General features: G+C 69.0%; 16 protein-coding genes, 1 pseudogene and 1 riboswitch. Of the genes and pseudogenes, 6 read left to right on the top strand and 11 right to left on the bottom strand.

Annotated features, from left to right (window positions below):
* Positions 1-33 precede the first annotated feature (33 nt).
* Positions 34-1,815 (top strand): ATP-binding protein, encoded by a 1,782-nt coding sequence (locus tag CRO07_RS16515; protein ID WP_097031756.1) that lies wholly within the window; start codon positions 34-36, stop codon positions 1,813-1,815.
* Positions 1,816-1,895: 80 nt separating this feature from the next.
* On the opposite strand, the gene CRO07_RS16510 is transcribed toward CRO07_RS16515, so the two are convergent.
* The 6 genes and pseudogenes from CRO07_RS16510 to CRO07_RS16480 form a co-directional block, all read right to left on the bottom strand.
* Entirely contained in the window at positions 1,896-2,564 is a 669-nt protein-coding gene (locus CRO07_RS16510; protein ID WP_097031755.1) for an adenosylcobinamide amidohydrolase, read from the bottom strand.
* The gene (locus CRO07_RS16505) at positions 2,561-3,310 is read right to left on the bottom strand and encodes an ABC transporter ATP-binding protein (protein ID WP_097031754.1); all 750 of its coding nucleotides are present in this window, start codon (positions 3,308-3,310) and stop codon (positions 2,561-2,563) included. Before CRO07_RS16505 ends, CRO07_RS16510 begins: the two co-directional genes overlap by 4 nt.
* Positions 3,307-4,296 (bottom strand): FecCD family ABC transporter permease, encoded by a 990-nt coding sequence (locus tag CRO07_RS16500; RefSeq protein WP_097031753.1) that lies wholly within the window; start codon positions 4,294-4,296, stop codon positions 3,307-3,309. The genes CRO07_RS16505 and CRO07_RS16500 overlap by 4 nt, the downstream gene beginning before the upstream one ends.
* Positions 4,293-5,168, bottom strand: coding sequence for an ABC transporter substrate-binding protein (locus CRO07_RS16495; RefSeq protein WP_097031752.1), 876 nt, complete (start codon positions 5,166-5,168; stop codon positions 4,293-4,295). Before CRO07_RS16495 ends, CRO07_RS16500 begins: the two co-directional genes overlap by 4 nt.
* Positions 5,143-7,004, bottom strand: a pseudogene (locus tag CRO07_RS18505) (TonB-dependent receptor plug domain-containing protein). The gene CRO07_RS16495 and the pseudogene CRO07_RS18505 overlap by 26 nt, the downstream one beginning before the upstream one ends.
* A 182-nt stretch (positions 7,005-7,186) precedes the next feature.
* Positions 7,187-7,385, bottom strand: a riboswitch (cobalamin riboswitch).
* Between the two features lie 197 nt (positions 7,386-7,582).
* Entirely contained in the window at positions 7,583-8,626 is a 1,044-nt protein-coding gene (locus tag CRO07_RS16480; RefSeq protein ID WP_097031751.1) for a cytochrome-c peroxidase, read from the bottom strand.
* A 170-nt stretch (positions 8,627-8,796) separates the two neighbouring features.
* Between CRO07_RS16480 and CRO07_RS16475 the strand changes: the two genes are divergently transcribed.
* Entirely contained in the window at positions 8,797-10,020 is a 1,224-nt protein-coding gene (locus CRO07_RS16475; protein WP_097031750.1) for a 3-deoxy-D-manno-octulosonic acid transferase, read from the top strand.
* A 307-nt stretch (positions 10,021-10,327) separates the two neighbouring features.
* On the top strand, positions 10,328-10,885 hold the full coding sequence (locus tag CRO07_RS16470) for an NnrU family protein (protein WP_097031749.1): 558 nt from the start codon (positions 10,328-10,330) through the stop codon (positions 10,883-10,885).
* Positions 10,886-11,061: 176 nt separating this feature from the next.
* On the opposite strand, the gene thpR is transcribed toward CRO07_RS16470, so the two are convergent.
* Genes thpR through CRO07_RS16455 form a run of 3 tightly spaced genes read right to left on the bottom strand, consistent with a single transcriptional unit; the run spans position 11,062 to position 13,261 of the window.
* A complete protein-coding gene (gene thpR / locus CRO07_RS16465; protein WP_097031748.1) occupies positions 11,062-11,616 on the bottom strand; it encodes an RNA 2',3'-cyclic phosphodiesterase in 555 nt (184 codons plus the stop codon).
* Complete coding sequence (locus CRO07_RS16460; RefSeq protein ID WP_407919641.1) at positions 11,613-12,734, bottom strand: acetoin utilization protein AcuC; 1,122 nt, start codon at positions 12,732-12,734, stop codon at positions 11,613-11,615. The genes thpR and CRO07_RS16460 overlap by 4 nt, the downstream gene beginning before the upstream one ends.
* On the bottom strand, positions 12,731-13,261 hold the full coding sequence (locus tag CRO07_RS16455; protein ID WP_097031746.1) for a glutathione peroxidase: 531 nt from the start codon (positions 13,259-13,261) through the stop codon (positions 12,731-12,733). Before CRO07_RS16455 ends, CRO07_RS16460 begins: the two co-directional genes overlap by 4 nt.
* Positions 13,262-13,515: 254 nt before the next feature.
* On the opposite strand from CRO07_RS16455, the gene CRO07_RS16450 reads away from it, so the two are divergent.
* The 3 genes from CRO07_RS16450 (at position 13,516) to mtnA (ending at position 15,712) form a co-directional block, all read left to right on the top strand.
* Positions 13,516-14,022 (top strand): NUDIX hydrolase, encoded by a 507-nt coding sequence (locus CRO07_RS16450; protein WP_097031745.1) that lies wholly within the window; start codon positions 13,516-13,518, stop codon positions 14,020-14,022.
* Positions 14,023-14,095: 73 nt separating this feature from the next.
* Complete coding sequence (locus CRO07_RS16445; protein ID WP_097031744.1) at positions 14,096-14,530, top strand: DUF1178 family protein; 435 nt, start codon at positions 14,096-14,098, stop codon at positions 14,528-14,530.
* 96 nt (positions 14,531-14,626) lie between these two features.
* Positions 14,627-15,712: an S-methyl-5-thioribose-1-phosphate isomerase gene (gene mtnA, locus CRO07_RS16440; protein WP_097031743.1), complete on the top strand. Its 1,086-nt coding sequence runs from the start codon at positions 14,627-14,629 to the stop codon at positions 15,710-15,712.
* Between the two features lie 309 nt (positions 15,713-16,021).
* Here the strand turns inward: mtnA and CRO07_RS16435 are convergent, their stop codons facing one another.
* On the bottom strand, positions 16,022-16,747 hold the full coding sequence (locus CRO07_RS16435; RefSeq protein WP_097031742.1) for a hypothetical protein: 726 nt from the start codon (positions 16,745-16,747) through the stop codon (positions 16,022-16,024).
* On the bottom strand, positions 16,744-17,180 hold a 437-nt coding region (locus tag CRO07_RS16430; protein ID WP_235841067.1), incomplete at its 5' end, for a hypothetical protein. The genes CRO07_RS16430 and CRO07_RS16435, both read right to left, overlap by 4 nt.

The following is a 17,180-nucleotide window of genomic DNA, read 5'->3' as shown; positions in this document are numbered from 1 at the left end:
CGGATCGGGCAGGACACCGCGCAGGAACACGCCATGACGCCAAAAGCCAGCCTGCCCCCGTCCGACCTTGAACAGGAAGTCGCCCGGCAGGCCTCGCTTTTGCGGCGCGAGGCGGCGGTGCGGATCCCGGCCCTGACGCTGGCCTTCGCGGTGTCTCTGATGTTCCTGCCGCCGGCTCTTGTGCTTGGCTCGGCCACCATCGTTGCCATCTGCGAGACGGTTCTGCACAGCCTTGACGCCCGCCCCGAACGCATCACCGAGGGCTGGCGTCACCGGACCTACATCGGCGCGGCCTTCCTGCTGCAACTGGGTTTCGGCCTGCCCGCCGCCCTGATGTGGCATGTCGAGGATCAGTATGTGAAGGCCTTTGCCGTGGGGCTGATGGTCTGCACCATGCTGCATATCGCCACCGTGCGGTCGATCCATCTGCCGATGGGGCTGGCGGGGGCCTCGGCGCTGACCATTCTGGTGCTGACCAGCAATGCCGCCTACTGGCTGCCGCGCGACGACCTGCCGGCGCTGGCGCTGACAACGCTGTGCGCGCTGGTGGCGCTGGCCTATTCCTTTGGCGCCATCGTGCTGACAAACCGGCTGCACCGCGAAACCGCCGCCGGCCGCGCCGCGGCACTGGCCGCCAACGCCACCAAGGACCGCTTTCTGGCGCAGATGAGCCACGAATTGCGCACCCCGCTGAATGCGATCCTTGGCATGGGCCATGCCGAATTGCGCCGCACCGCCGATCCGGTCAGCCGCGACCGGCTGGGGGTGCTGATCCGCTCGGCCGAGGGGCTTTCCACCATCCTTGACGACATCCTCGACATGTCGGCGGTGCAGCAGGGGCGGATGCCGATCCGCCCGGCGACCGTCAACCCGCGCGACGAGATCACCACCTCGGTCGAGCTGTTCCGCCCACTGATCGAAGAGGCAGGGCTGGCGCTTCAGCTTTATCTGTCCGGCATACCGGCGCGGGCGCGGCTTGATCCGCAGCGGCTGCGGCAATGCCTGACGAACCTGCTGTCGAACGCATTGAAACATACCCACAGCGGGCGCATCCGCGTCGAGGCGACGATGGAGGGCAGCAATGCGCGCCCGATCCTGCACATCGAGGTCAGCGACACCGGCGACGGCATCCCCATGGCCGAAGCCGAAGCGATCTTCGAGCCGTTCACCCGCAGCGCCGGTGCCGCGGCGGGCACCTCGTCCCGCGCGCCGGGCAACGGCCTTGGCCTGTCGATCAGCCGGGCGCTGGCGCGGCAGATGGGGGGCGATCTGCGGGTGCTGCCGCCCTCGGGGCGGGGTGCGCGGCTGGCGCTGACGCTGGCGATAGATCCGGTGGCGGTGGCGCCGCCCCCGACCCCGACCCCGATCCCGTCCGCGGCACCGGCGCCTGCCCCCGGCACGGCCGAGACGCTGCGCGGACGCGCGGTTCTGGTGGTGGATGACATCGCCACCAACCGGCTGGTGGCGGTGGCCTACCTGAACCTGTTCGGCATCCGCACCGCCGAAGCCGCCGGCGGCCAGCAGGCGCTGGAGCATCTGACGCGCGAGGCGGTGGATGCGGTGCTGCTGGATATGAACATGCCCGAAATGGACGGGGTGGAAACCTTCCGCCGCATCCGCGCCCTGCCGGGGACCAACGCCCGTGCGCCGGTGATCGCCATGACCGCCGACGCGATGGAGGATCAGCGCGACGGCTACCTTGCCCACGGCATCGACGGCTATGTGGCCAAGCCGGTGACCCCGGACCGGATCGCCGCCGAACTGCTGCGCGTGCTGGGCCGGTCCACGTCAGCGGACGCTCCACCGCCGGGCTGACGGCATAGTCCCTGCGCATGGGCCGGGATTGGTCCGCGGGTCCGTTCAAGACCCTGGCCCCGTCGGACAACAGCGGGGCTTCAGGCCGGGCGGGCGGCCATCAGGGCATCGTCGGCCTTCACCTTCAACCATGCCCGCACCCCTTCGGCCACAGCGGCAAGGACCGCCGCGCCCACCGCCTCGCCCGCTGCGGTGTGCAGGCCGGCATAGCGCCCCTCGCCGGGATCGCAGGCCAGTGCCACGCAATCGGTGCCGGTCCCGGTCGCCCGCCCGGTCGGCAGATCGGGGCCATGCGCCATGATCGCCGCCGTCCGCGCCTCTACCGCGATCGACAGCGCCTCAAGCTGGGCGGCCGGCGTCAGCGCGGTATCGACCGCGACGGCGATATTCACCGTGCCGACATGCGGCGCAGTGCCGATCCGGCGCCCCACGCTTTCGGCATTGCCAAGGCCGACAGTCGCCAGACAGGCCGCCCTGACCCCGCCCGCCGCAGCCTGCGCCAGATGATACGCCGACAGATCGCGCGAGGTCAGAAGCCCCACCGCCCCTGCCCAGCCGCGGGCCGCCATCGCCGCGCCCAGCCAGCCCTCGGCGTCGAACCCCGGCCCCAGATCTTCGTCGCGCACCTCGCGCCAGACGATCCGGTTGGTCTCGACCAGCCCGGGGCGGTGCGGCGCCCAGCTTGTCACCCGCATCGGCCGCGGCAGATCCGCCACCAGCCACGGCCGGTCCAGCGAGACCCGGATCACCGGATCACGCCCAGCGGCTGAAACACCGGCCCGTCCGGGGTCTGGGCAAAATAGGCCCGGACGCCGAAAACCTCTGCCAGATTGTCAGGGGTCAGCACCACGGCCGGCGCCCCGTCGGCCACCAGCCGCCCGCGCGCCAGCATCACCAGCCGCGTGCAGTGCCGCGCAGCCAGCCCCAGATCGTGGATCGAGGCCACCACCGCGCGCCCCTCGGCCGCCAGCGCCGCAAAGACCTGCATCGCCCGGATCTGGCTTTCCGGGTCCAGCCCGGCCACCGGCTCGTCCGCAAGCAGCAGCGGCGTCTCTTGTGCAAGGGTGCGCGCGATCAGCACCCGCGCCTGCTCGCCCCCCGACAGCGCGGTGGCGATACGGCCGCGGTAACCCTGAAGCCCCATCCGCGCCAGCGCCCGGTCCACCGCCTGCCGGTCGGCCTCGGCGCCTGCGCCGGGATGCGGCACCCGGCCCAGTTCCACCAGCGCCTCGACCGAAACCGGCCAGGCGATTTCGCGCGATTGCGGCAGGAAGGCTGCCGCCCGCGCCCTGAGCCGGGCCGGAAGCGCGGCAAGGCTGCTTTGTCCGTCATGCGGCAAAAGCCCCATCGCCGCGCGCAAAAGCGTGGTCTTGCCGGCGCCGTTCGGCCCGATCAGGCCGACGAACTCTCCCCCGGACACGGTCAGCGTCACATCATCCACCACGGGGCAGCAGCCCCGGCGCACCGTCAGATGCGACAGCGACAGCAGGCTCATGCCTCAAGCCTCCGCATCCGCCAGATCAGGTGCAAGAAGAACGGCGCGCCCACCAGCGCCGTCAGCACACCCAGCTTCAGGTCGCGGTCGGGCGCGATCACCCGCACCGCGATATCGGCGGCCAAGAGCATCGCGGCCCCCCCGAGTGCCGCCGCCGGCAGCAGCCGCGACGGCCGCGCCCCCACCAGCGGACGCAGGATATGCGGCACCACCAGCCCCACGAAGCCCACGGTGCCCGCCACCGCCACCGCCGCCCCCACCGACAGCGCGGTGCCAAGGATCACCACCATCCGCAGCCGGCCCAGCCGGACACCCAGCGACTCGGCCGCGTCCTCGCCCAGCGTCAGCGCGTCCAGCCCCCGACCCAGCATCAGCAACAGCGCCGCCCCCGCCAGCATGAACGGCACCGCAAGCGCGACATGCGTCATCGAGCGATCCGCCAGCGAGCCCATCATCCAGAACACGATCTCGGCCGCGGCAAAGGGGTTGGGCGACAGGTTCAGAACCAGTGCCACCCCCGCGCCCGCCAGTGCCGAAATCGCGATCCCGGCCAGGATCAGCGCCAGCGCGCCGCCCCGCGGACCGGCCAGCGCCACGATCAGCACCACCGACAACGCCGCCCCCGCCAGCGCCGACAGCGGCAGAGCCAGCGTGAAACTGGCGGCGATCCCGGTCTGAAGCGCGATCACCGCCCCTAATGCGGCGGATGAGGAAACGCCGACAAGACCCGGTTCCGCCAAGGGATTTCGCAAAAACCCTTGCATGGCCGCGCCGGACAGGCCCAGCACGCCCCCCACCATCAGCGCAAGGATCGCGCGCGGCAGGCGGATCTCGCGCATGACCAGAACCACCGCCTCGCCCTGACCGCGAAACAGCGCCGACAGCGACTCGGTCAGGCCAAGCGCCGCAGGGCCAACCAGCAACGAGACCGCAAACAGCAGCGCCACCAGCGCCGACAGCCCGGCCAGAAGCAGCCGATATCTCACCGGATCTCCTGTCGTTGCGTCAGCCGCGGGCCGCCCAGCGCCTCGCGCGCCTCGGCCATGGCCCGCACCGCGCGCAGAACATGGGGCGTGCCGCAGATCCAGTCGGCGTCGGTCACCTCGGCGGAACCGGCGCGCGACTGCACCGCCTTCAGCGCCGGATGAACAAGGATTTCCTCGGCGCGCGACGCTCCGGGATAGGGTGTGGCGGTCACCACCACGTCGGGACCGGCCATCACCAGCCGTTCAAGCGGCAGGTTCCCACCGCCCGCCAGCCCAAGATCGGCCGCGACATTGGAAAAGCCGGTATGGCGCAGGATCGCATCGGCCAGCGTGCCCGCGCCGGTGGTGTAGCCGCTGGGATAATAAAGCGCCGCGCGGGCCGGCGGGGCGTTGATCTTCAGCTGGTCAAGGCTTGCCTCGAACTCGGCCGCCAGACTCTCGGCCTGCGTCTCGCGGCCCAGCGCCTGCCCGATGATGCGCAGATGGCCGGGAATGTCGTCCAGCGTCGCGGCGGGCGGGATCTCGATCACCCTCACCCCAAGGCGGCGCAGAAGGTCGATCCCCGCCCGTGCGCTGAACGTGCCCGCCAGAACAAGGTCGGGGCGCATCAGGAACACCTGCTCGGCCTGCCCCATGTTCGGCGCATAGGCCCGCGCCTCTGTCGCCATGGCCGAGGATTGCGGATCGGCCGCCAGATGCGACACCGACACCAGTTGCCCCGGCGCAGCCAGCATCATCGCAAGCTGGTCGGTGCAAAGATTGACCGACACCACCCGCCGCGGCGCCGGATCGGTCAGCCCCGCAGAGGCGGCAAGCCACAGGCCCGCCGCCGCCACAAGGACTGCCTTAGAAACTTTTGCGCAAACCGACATGGAAGGCCCTGCCTGATGTGCCGAAGCCCTCGACCACCTGATAGTCCTCGTCAAGCAGGTTTTCCGCCCGCAGATAGATCTGCGCCTCCTGCCCGAGGTCATACTTGACCGTCGCATCGACCGTCTCATAGTCGCGCATGGGGATCAGCACGTTCGCGCGTTCGTCAAACAGGTTGCGCACCGCATGGACCGAGATCCCTGCCGCCAGTCGGTCGGTCAGGTCCGCATCCAGCCCGATCCGCAGATCGGTTTCCGGCACGCGCGCCAGCTGATCGCCATCGGACGCCTTGGTGTGCGTGTAGGTCAGCGCACCGTTCAGCCGAACCCGGTCGCTCAGCGGAAGCGAGCCCGACAGCGCGATCCCCGACGACCGCGACGTGCCCTCTGACGTGCGATACTGCCCGGTGTATTCCGGATAGACCGTCAGGGTGACGAATTCGATCAGGTCGTCAATCTCTTGATAGAACAGTGTGGCCTTCACCTCGGCGCCATTGCCGAAGGTCTTTTCAAGACCCAGATCGGCGGACCGGCTGCGTTCCGGCGAAAGATCGGGGTTGCCATACTGGGCCGAGAACTGCTGATAAAGCGAAGGCGCCACGAACCGGCCGAGGCGCGCAGCAGCAGCGTGTCATCCAGCCGCCACGCCGCGGCGACCCGGGCGGTGGTGTGGCCGCCAAAGCCGGAATAGTCGTCATGGCGTGCAGCCAGCGTCACATCCAGCGCCGGCGTCACGGCAAACGTCGCCTCGCCGAACAGGCCGTCGACATCGCGCTTGCCGCTGTCAGTGTTCGAGGACCATTGATCCGCCGTCGTGCTGAACAAGGTCTCGCGCGCATGGGTGGCGCCGAAGCCCAGCGTGACGCGGTCGTGAACCAGATAGCTGCCGCGATATTCCATCGCCGTCCGGGTGCCGTCATAGGCCCATTGGTAAGGGGCCGGATCAACGCCGAAAAAGTTCAGCTCGGTGCCCTTCGTCACCCGCTCGTTCACGAACCGATAGATCGAGAACGTCTGGGTCAGCCGGTCGCCGTTCAGCGTGGCAAAAATCCGCCCCCCACGGGAATAAAGCCGCGAACGATCGTCGTCGGGGGTGACGCCGTCATGGAAATCGCCATCGATCTCGCAGCATTCGTCGATCTGGCTTTCGGCGTGGTGATAAAAGCCCGATGCCCCCACGGTCAGCACGTCGGTCACATCATACGCGGCCGAGAACGACAGCCGTTCGGAATCGAAGCCATCATCCTCGCGGTTGCCGGCGCTGTCGTCGGCGGCCGAAAAGCCTTTGCTGTGCACCCGTGCGGCGGTAACCGAAACCTCATGCCGGTCACCCAGCGCCGAGAAGGTGTAAGATCCCGACAGCGTTTCGTGGCTGCCCGCCTCGAGCGCGACCGCGTGGGAAATACCTTCCTTTTCCGGCCGGTTGCTGGTGATGCTGATGACGCCCGCGGCCGCGCTGCTGCCGTATTGCGCCGACTGCGCCCCGGACAGAACCTCGACCCGCGACACATCGGCGGTGCCCAGCGTGCCGAAATCGAACTGGGTTTGGGTATTGGCCGGGTCCGACACATCGATGCCGTCAACCAGCACCTTGATATATGCGCCGGGAAGCCCGCGCAGGCGCAGCGCCGCCGCCGATCCGATCGGCCCCGTATCCGAAAACGACAGCCCCGGAAGCTGCGCCAGCGCCCGCCCCAACGGCGTGGCGCCACTTTGTTTCAGATCCTCGGCCGACATCGTCTCGACCGAGGCGCCCACGCGCGCGGCCTCGGTCGGCGCGATATTGGCCGAGACGACGATTTCCTCAAGCTGGATGTCCTGCGCCACGGCCGGCTGCATGCCTGCGGCCAGCAGCGCCAGAACGGAAACGGTGGTCTTTGTCATCTGTCCCTCTCCGGCCGGGCGGGTGGTGCCCGGCGTTCGTCCTGAAATGTCCTTGGAAAGGGTCGTCCCCTCCGCCGACGGTGAGTGTGTCACCTGAAGCGGTTGGCCCGCCTCCCTCGGCACGCCCCGCGCCATGGGATGGGTGATCTCTTCGGCAGGTCTCCTGACTCGCGGGTCTTTGCTTGGGCCGGCCTTCCCGGGGCAAGCCCAGTGGCATAGTCGACCGTCGCTCGCCGCTTACAGTTGCGGGGGCAGCCACGGAATTGGCCGGACGGCCGCACCGCGTTCCCTTTTCATCCGGCGAAGACGCCGGAAACCGAAGCAGATCCTCAATAAGACAAAGCTGGCCGCTGTCAAGCGCAGGGACTGCGACCGAAGGCCATCGGGCGTCCTGACGGGCGGACACTGGGCGAACACCGGGCGGACACTGGGCGGCTCCTCTTGCCCGTCACGGGCGGCCCGCCCGAACCAAGGGCCCCCGCAATGCAGAAAGGGGCGGCCCGAAGGCCGCCCCCCGCTTTCCTCTGCCCCGATTACTCGGGCATGACCTCCGAGGTCGGGCGCGGCGTGCTGGCGGTTTCCGCCGGAAGCACCGGCACCGTCACCGCAGGCATCGTGCCGGTCAGGCTTTGCAGGAAGGCCACGACCTGCCCGACTTCCTGATCCGACATCTGCTCGCCCAGCTGGCTTTCCGCCATGATCGAGACCGCCGTCGGCAGATCCCAGACCTTGCCCGAATGGAAGTAGGGCGCCGTCACCGCGACGTTGCGCAGGGGCGCTGCGCGGAACACATACTCGTCGTCCACCGTCGCCGTGACCGAGAACCGGCCCTTGTCGCCCGCCGGCAGGATGTCGGCACCGGGCTTTTCGATCAGACCGAACGGATAATAGCCATGCCCGCCCACGTTCACGCCCGAATGGCAGGACGAACAGCCCTTGTCCATGAACAGCTTCAGCCCCGCACGGGCGTCGGCCGTCAGCGCCTGATCGTCCCCGTTCAGGAAGGCGTCAAACGGCGCGGGCGTGATCAGCGTCGCCTCGAACGCCTCGATCGCCTTGGCCATGTTGTCGAAATTGGCCGGGCTGTCCTCACCGGGGAAGGCGGCCTTGAACCAGTCGACATATTGCGGCATCGAGTTCAGCGTCAGTTCGACCTGCGCGGGCGTGTTCGCCATCTCGACGCCGGCCTGCACCGGGCCCTTGGCCTGCGCCTTCAGGTCATCGGCGCGGCCGTCCCAGAACTGCGCCTCGTTCAGCACCGCGTTCAGCACGGTGGGCGAGTTGCGCGGCCCCTTCTGCCAGCCGTGGCCGACCGAGGTTTCCATGTTGTCGTCGCCGCCGGTGGCCAGATTGTGGCACGAGGCGCAGGAAAACACCCCCGAGGCCGACAGCCGCGGATCGAAGAACAGCGCCTTGCCGAGGTCGATCTTTTCCGGGGTGATCCGGTTGTCCTTGACGGCCGGAACGGTCGAGGGCAGCGGCGCGAAATATTGCAGGGCCTCGTCGCGCAGGGCATCGGCCTGCGCCGCGCCGGCAAGGGCCGTCGAGGCGACGAGTGCTGAAAGGGTCAGGCGCATAGGGGGTCTCCTGTAACTTGTTCGCGCTTCCCCCGTGACGGTAGAGGCGCCTAGCCCGGATGCATTGACTTAGATCAATTCTAATATGCCAAGGGCGGGAATCGAACGGCCGGGACGACCGCTTGCCCTTGGCCCGGATCGGCGCCAGAAAGCGGGGAAAGGGGACGCGCGTGACGATCTATCGTATCCTGTGGACGCTGCTGGTTCCGGGGCTTCTGGCGGCTGTGCTGTGGCGCAGGCTGCGGGGGCGCGGCGTGGCGCATGAGGCGGCCGAACGGCTGGCGCTGTGCGACGGCGCGTCGCAGCCGGTGATCTGGCTGCACGGGGCCTCGAACGGTGAGATCACCTCGGCCCGCTGGCTGATCGAGGATCTGCTGCGCCGAGAGCCCGGCCTGACCGTCCTTGTCACCTGCAACAACCCCACCGCGCGCAGCATGGTGCAGGGCTGGGGCGTGCCGGGGCTGCGCGCGGCACTGGCGCCGTGGGATACGCCGGGCGCGGTGCGTCGCTTTCTTGGGCGCTGGCGGCCGCGGGCCTGCCTGATCCTTGAAAACGAACTGTGGCCCGAACGTCTGGCGGGCCTTGCCGCCGCGGGCGTGCCGGTGCTGGCGATCGGGGCACGGTTGTCCGAACGCTCGGCCCGGATGTGGGGGCGGGTGGCGCCGGGGATGTTGCGCCGGATGCTGGGCGCGGTCAGCTGGCTGTCGGCGCAGGATGCCGGGTCCGAGGGGCGTTTCATCGCCGCGGGCCTGCCGGTGGAAAGGCTGGGTCCGCGCCTGCTGCTGAAGGCCCGCACCACCGCCGCGCCTGTCGCCCGCCCGTTCCCCGCCCCGCCGCGGGCGCGCTGCGTGCTGGCGGCCTCGACCCATGAGGGCGAGGATGCGGCGATACTGGACGCCTTCGCCGCGGCGCGCGGGCAGTTCGACCTGCTGGTGATCGCGCCACGGCATCCGCAGCGCGGCCCCGCCATCGCCGCACTGGCCGAGGCACGCGGCCTGCACCCCCGGCTGCGCTCGCGCCACGAAACTGCGGAGACCGCGGTTTATATCGCCGACACGCTGGGCGAGATGGGTCTGTGGTATGGGATGTGCGGTGTCACCTTCATCGGCGGCACGCTGGTGCCAAAGGGCGGCCATACCCCGTTCGAGCCGATGGCGGCCGGTTCGGCACTGATCCACGGCCCATCCGTCCACAATTTCACCGAAACCTTCGCCACGCTGGATGCGGCGGGCGCGGCGCGGGCGGTGGCGGACGGGGCCGGGCTGGCCCGCGTATTGGCGGGGCTGGACGCGGCGGCACAGGCCCGCCTTGTCGCGGCGGCGGCGGCACTGCCGCAGGGGGCGGATGCCGGCCCGATCCTTGACGCGCTCGACCGTCTGGCGCCTGCCGGCTGAGGGCACGCAGGCCCAACTTCACAGGGAACGGCACCACACCCTGGACACCCTCCTTACGCCCCGCAGGACCGGCAGCGCGCCATACGGCAGCCGGTTGATCCGACAGGTTCGCCCTGATGTGCGGAACCTGCATCGCAGGGCAATGGGCTGCCCCATTCGCTGCCCGGCAAGAAACCGGGCCGCCACACACCCGCCGACGGGTGCACTGACGGTCCTTTGACCCTACGGCAGCAGGACGGACAGGGAACCTTCCGGCCATTTCATGTATATTCAATACATCTTGTCAGTCTGCCGGAGTTGCCGTGCCATGGTCTTGCTGTCGCTCGGGATCGTGCTCTGGGTCGGGGGGCATATGTTCAAGCGGGTCGCGCCCGATCTGCGCGCCCGGATGGGTGACCCCGGCAAGGGCCTTGTCACTGTCATCATCACCCTGGGCCTTGTGCTGATGGTCTGGGGCTATCGCACAGCCGACCATGTGCCGGTCTACACCCCCCTGCCCGAGATCGGCTATCTGAACAACCTTCTGATGGCGATTGCCGTCGTGCTGCTGGGGGCGGGGGTGCTGAAAGGCGTGATCTGGACCCGCATCCGCCATCCGCAATTCCTTGCCACCATGATCTGGGCCACCGCGCATCTGCTGGTGAACGGCGATCTGGCGGCGGTGCTGCTGTTCGGCTCGATGTGGCTGTGGGCGGCGGTGTCGATCCTGCTGATCAACCGGCAGGAAGGCGCATGGGTGCGCCCGCCGCCCGGCCCCCTGATGCGGGACGCGGTGCTGGTGGGGATCGGGCTGGCACTTTACGGCGCGATCACCTCGACCCACATTTATCTGAACCACAACCCCTTCATGGGCAATTACTTCTAGGCCGGCCCCGGCTGACACATTCAAAGGCACCGCCCTTCATCGGCGCGGGCGGGGCCGGGCAGAGACATTGCAAACGCGCCCCCGGCTGACACATTCAAAGGCACCGCCCTTCATCGGCAGCGTCCCCCCATCAGGCGCATCGGCACGCAAACAAGGCCCGGCCCGTTCCTGCGCCGCTATGTGCAGCCCGGCCCCAGCGGATAGCGCGCCAGTTCCTGATGACGCGGCCCCTTGCCCCCAGGATCAGAGCGGTAAAGCACGAACTGGTTGACCTCGAACCCGCCGGCGTGAAACCCCGCCCCTGCGGCGACCGCGCGCTCCAGCCGCATCCGGTCCTCGGGCGGGGGTGGGGCAAAGCGGCCCAGCGTGATGTGAGGCGTGAACTTGCGGCTGTCGGGTTCGGCCCCGGCAACGCGGGCGGCGCGTTCGACCTTGGCCTGAAGCCGCTCCAGCGGCTGGCCCGCGCGCACGCCGGCCCAGACCACGCGGGGACGCTCGCCGCCAAACATCCCAAGCCCGGCGATCTCCAGCGGGAACGAGGGCGCCACGATCGCGGCAAACCCCTCATGCGCGGCTTCCAGCACCGCATCGGGCACCTCGCCCAGAAAGCACAGCGTCAGGTGAAAGGTCTCTGGCTCGACCTTGCGCGGCAGCGGCAACAGGAACTGCTGCACCGCCAGCGCCGAGCGGACGGCTTCGGGCAAGGGAATGGCGACAAAGGCGCGGATCATCGGGCGGCAAGGCGGGCAAGCCGCTCGTGGATCTCGGGGCGGATCGGGCCTTCGCGCGGGGGATCGCGCAGGCTGTCGATCATGTGGGGCGCGGGCGCGGGCCGGGTGCCGCTGCCCCAGTCCAGCGCCGCAAGCACGGCCTGCGCCTCGGCGGGCAGGCGGTCGGGGATTTCCTGCCCCGACAGCACCGCCCAGACCCCGGCCCAGCAGCGCCCGACCGACCATGGATTATAGCCGCCGCCGCCCAGCACCAGAACCCGCGGCGCCATCGGACGCAGCGCCGACACCGCCTCGAAATAGGCGTTGTTGGACAGCGACAGCCGCGACAGCGGATCTTCCGCCAGCGCATCGGCCCCGCATTGCACCACCAGCGCATCGGGCCGGAATGCCTGAAGCCTCGGCAGGATCAGCCGATGCAGAACCGCGCGCATCTCGGTATCGTTGAACCCCCGCGGCACCGGCAGGTTGAAGCAGTTGCCGCCACCGTCATCGTCCAGCCGGCCGGTAAACGGCCAGCGCCCTTCCTCATGCACCGAGATCAGCAGCATGGCCGGATCGCCCGCGAAGGCGTGGTCCACCCCGTCGCAATGGTGGGCGTCGATGTCGACATAGGCCACCCGCCCCAGCCCCATCCGGCGCAGCACCAGCATCCCCAGCACCGGATCGTTCAGGTAACAAAAGCCGTTGGCCCGCCCCGGCATGCCGTGATGCGTGCCGCCCCCCGGCACATGGATCGCGCCGCCATCACGCAACAGCTCGGCCGCCAGCATCACGCCGCCGGCGCCGGTGGCAGGGCGGCGGAACATCTCGGGGAATACCGGATTGGAGAGCGTGCCAAGCCCGAACCCGGCCAGCGCCGACGGATCGGCCGCCCCGTTCTCGGCCGCCTGAAGCACCGAAAGATAGCCGGGGTCGTGCCACAGCGTCAGCGCCGCCGGTTTGGCCCGCGGCGCGCAGCGAAAGCGCGCAGGCGGCAGCCAGCCAAGGCTGCGCGCCAGATCCATCACCACCGACACCCGCGGCACCCGCAGCGGATGGTGCGCGCCATAACTCGACCCGCGATAGATGTCAGAGCCGATGAACAGCGGCCCGGCGCCCGCGGTCACGGTCACGGTCACGGCAGCAACGCCTCGACCCGATCGGTGATCGCACCCGAGGTCGGCCGAACCGGCGAGCCCCATGTCGCCACCGCCTCGCCCGCGGGCGACAGCAGCACCTTCTGAAAGTTCCAGCCGGGAACGAAGCCGTGCCGCTCGGCCAGCCAGCGATAGAACGGATGCGCCCCCTTGCCCGTCACCGGGGTGATGGTCGTCATCGGAATGGTCAGATCGAAATTCACCGCACAGAAGTCGCGCACCTCATCGGCATTGGCCAGTTCCTGCCGGAAATCATCCGAGGGCACTGCCAGCACCGTCAGGCCGCGCGGGCCAAAGCGGTCGGCCAGGGCCTGAAGATCGTCATATTGAGGGGTATATCCGCACAGCGACGCGGTATTGACCACCAGAACCGGGCCGTGGGCGCGCAGATCGTCCAGCCGGATCTCTCCGCCCTCGATCGCATCGAAACGGAAGGCGGGCAGCTCGGCCGCTTGGGCCGAAAGCGCCACGGGTGCAAGACACAGGAAGGCAAACAGACGAAGGAACATGGCAGCCTCCTGGCGCGTCGAACCCTGCCCCCCGCGACGGCCCCCGCGCCGTGGGCCGCCTGCCCGTTCAGGATAGTCGGTTTGAACAATTCGTCAAATCTGCGCGAATTTTTCCGCTTGGCGGTGGATTTTTCCACCGGCCATGCCAATGTGAACAAACCGGGGCACCGATCGGCGCGTTACGTTCCGACCGGCCCGGGCCGGAGGAGATCAATCAGAGAGAAACGGGCTTTCAGGCCCGGCGGGAGAGGCAAATGGCCGACGGGCATTTCATGATGGCAGGAGGAAACGTTTTCCGGATGCGCGGCCCGCGCGAGATCCGCAGCCAGTGCGGCGCGATCTGCTGGCGGCGCGAGGCGGACGAGGTGCAGGTGCTTCTGGTCACCAGCCGCGACACCGGGCGGTGGGTGATCCCGAAGGGCGGTCAGATCGACGGGCTGGACGATCCCGGCTCGGCCGCACAGGAAGCCTGGGAAGAAGCCGGCGTGCGCGGCACGGTCCTCGAGACGCCGCTGGGGCACTATACCTATCGCAAGGGGCTGCGCAGCGGTTCGGATGTCGATTGCGACGTGGCGGTGTTCGCGCTGAAGGTGCAGGAAATCCGCGACCGCTTCCCCGAGGAAGGACAGCGCGACCGGCGCTGGTTCACCCCGGCCGCGGCCGCCCTTCGGGTCTGCGAGCCCGATCTTTCGGCGCTCCTTGCCTCATTTTCGCCGCCCGCCGACACCAATCCGGACAGTTTGCCGCTGCGGCCCTATTGAAGCCTGCCGGCGGGTCGTTCAAATGCAAGACTGACCTGCCGCGAGGCTCTCGCGGTGCCGCCGGGTGCCTGACATGATCCGCTATACCCTTCGTTGCGATGCCGAACACAGCTTCGAAAGCTGGTTCCAGTCGGCCGATGCCTTCGACAGCCTTGCCGCGGCGGGGCATGTGGCCTGCCCGGTCTGCGGCTCGGCCGAGGTGGGCAAGACGCTGATGGCCCCCGCCGTCCGCCCCGCGCGCAAGGGGGCCGAGGCGCCGGCGGAAAAGCCGCTGTCCACGCCCGCATCCGAGATCGAGGAAGCCTTTGTCGCGCTGCGCCGCCAGATCGAGGAAAACTCGGAATATGTCGGGATGAACTTCGTCTCCGAGGCGCGCAGGATCCATGCCGGCGAGGCCCCGGAACGCTCGATCCACGGCGAGGCGAAATTTGAAGAGGCCCGCCGCCTGCTGGAAGACGGCGTGCCGGTGGCGCCGCTGCCGTTCCTGCCCACACGCAAGGTGAACTGACGCGCGGATCGTCGCGCCCCACCGCGGGCGCCTTGACGCGCGGGCGCGGCCGGGGCCTTCTGTCGCCCCCGTTCCCGCGCCAACAGGAGACATCCCGTGAAGATCAACGGCACCCCTTTCCGCTCGATCTGGTTCGAGGAGGGTGAGGTCCGCATCATCGACCAACGCTGGCTTCCGCACGAGCTGCGCATCGTCCCCCTACGCGACCGCGCCGATTTTGCCACCGCGATCCGCGACATGTGGGTGCGCGGTGCGCCGCTGATCGGGGCCACCGCCGCCTGGGGGATGGCGGTGCAGATGGCGCAGGATCCGTCCGATGCCTCGCTGGCCGAGACATGGGAGGTGCTGCACGAAACCCGCCCCACCGCGATCAACCTGCGCTGGGCCCTGAACGAGATGAAGCGCCATCTGTCCCCGCTGCCAGCCGCGACCCGTGCGGCGGCCGCGGCGCAACGGGCGGCCGAGATCTGCGACGAGGATGTAGAGATCAACCGCCGCATCGGTCTGCACGGGCTTGAGGTGATCCGCCAGATCGCCGCGCGCAAGCAGGGCCGGGTGAACATCCTGACCCATTGCAACGCGGGCTGGCTGGCGACGGTCGATTGGGGCACCGCCACCTCGCCGATCTATCATGCCATCGAAGACGGCATCGATGTCCATGTTTTCGTGGACGAAACTCGCCCCCGCAATCAGGGCGCGCTGCTGACGGCCTGCGAAATGAACTGGCACGGCGTCAGCCACGACCTGATCGTGGACAATGCCGGCGGCCATCTGATGCAGCACGGCGAGGTGGACATGGTGATCGTCGGCACCGACCGCACCACCGCGCAGGGCGACGTCTGCAACAAGATCGGCACCTATCTGAAGGCGCTGGCGGCAAAGGCGAACGGGGTGCCGTTCTATGTGGCGCTGCCCTCGCCCACCATCGACTGGACGGTGCGGGATGGCGTCAAGGAAATCCCGATCGAGGAGCGCAGCCCCGCCGAGGTCACCCATGTTCAGGGCAAGGCGCCGGATGGCACCGTGCTGTCGGTGCAGATCTCGCCCGACGGCACCGGCGCAAGGAACCCGGCTTTCGACGTGACGCCGGCCGCGCTGGTCACAGGCCTGATCACCGAACGCGGGATCTGTGCGGCGGACCCGGCAGCGATGGCGGCGATGTTCCCCGATCTCGCTCGCTGACAGCGGAACGGTCGGGCGGGGCGGTCCCGCCCGCACGTCGCATGAAAAGAACGCAGCCTCCGGGGGAAGGCTGCGCCGGGGGTGCCCGGGCAAGGGTCTGGGCGCCCCGGAACCGCGGAAACGTCAGGCATCGCATCAAAAGAACGCAGCCTCCGGGGGGAAGGCTGCGCCCGGGATGCCCGGCAAGGGACTGGGCGCCCGGGAACCGCGGAAACGTCAGGCATCGCATGAAAAGAACGCATCCTTCGGGGGGAAGGCTGCGCCCGGAATGCCCGGGCAAGGGACTGGGCGCCCGGGAACGGGGAAACGTCAGGCGTTGTCCGGGGCGGGCGAGGCCGGCTTGCCCGGACCCGGTTTCGCGGGTTCGACGGAGGTGCTGCGCTCGGTCGTGGCGCCGGGGGCCGGGGCGGGCGGCGTCGCGGCCCGCTCGCGGTTTGGTGCATGGATGCCTGCCTGTCGCGTGGTGCCCATGAAGCCGAACCAGCACAGCGCCAGCAGCGCGACAAACACCAGAATCATCATGAAATACATGCCATAGCCCTCCTGTCGGGGGTGAAACGTCCTTGGACAAAGCCGGTTCCGCGCGTGGGAAGATTTTTTCTTCACCCTGCGCCCCGGCCAGAACGGGCTGGTTCGGGGTGCCCACCCCGCAAGCGGGGCTTGCGGGCGGCTCGGTCGCGGCGCCACCAGTCGGTGGATTGCCGACTTCCTGACGTGCCGTTCGGGCGGGAAGTGGGCGGCCACCGCGGCGGCGCACTGCTCGAACGTCATGCGGTCGATCCGCGCCCGGATGAAGGCCTGAAGCTCCGGGTCGTTGTCGATCTTCGCCGGGATGCCGGAGCGATGCTCGCGACGGTGATCGCAGGGCGGCGCGGACGGTTCAGGCAGGGCTTCAACACCCCGTTCAACATCCTCTTCAACGGCCCGTTGCAGCTCGTCGGCAAGGCGCGCGGCCCGGTCACGGGCGGTGACGAGAAGCGCGGCGATCGGCCGGGCCTCGGTCAAGGCATCCGTGATCCGGGCGCGGCGGCTCATCGCATCCCCGCTGCCCGGAGCCACCTCCGCACCGACAAATCGATCACATGCAGGCGGCGTGCGATCTGGGCCGTGGACTCGCCCTGCCATGCGAAGACCGCCGCGAGCCACGGCTTTGCAAGCGGGATGCGCATCTTCAGATCCCCCACCTTTTCCGCCAGCCCGGCGGCCTTCTCGTGGCCCACCAGCGCCTCAAGGCGCGAGCGGCCCTTCGGATCCTTCGCGAGGTAGAGTTCCGCCCCGCCGAAGGCCAGGAGGAACGGCACGATGAGCGAAGGCCCCAGCACCTCGAACTGGACTTGCCCGGGAAATGTGGAGAGCACCATCTGAGGAACCAGGAGGTGTTCTATGGGGAACGGGAACAGACCGACGCCGGAGTTTCGGCGTGAAGCGGTGCGGCTTGCGCTGAGCAGCGGCCTGACGCGTCGGGAGA

Source organism: Cereibacter ovatus (assembly GCF_900207575.1).
GTDB lineage: Bacteria > Pseudomonadota > Alphaproteobacteria > Rhodobacterales > Rhodobacteraceae > Cereibacter_A > Cereibacter_A ovatus.
The sequence above is the reverse complement of the archived record's forward strand: the minus strand, read 5'-3'. Positions and strand labels throughout refer to the sequence as shown.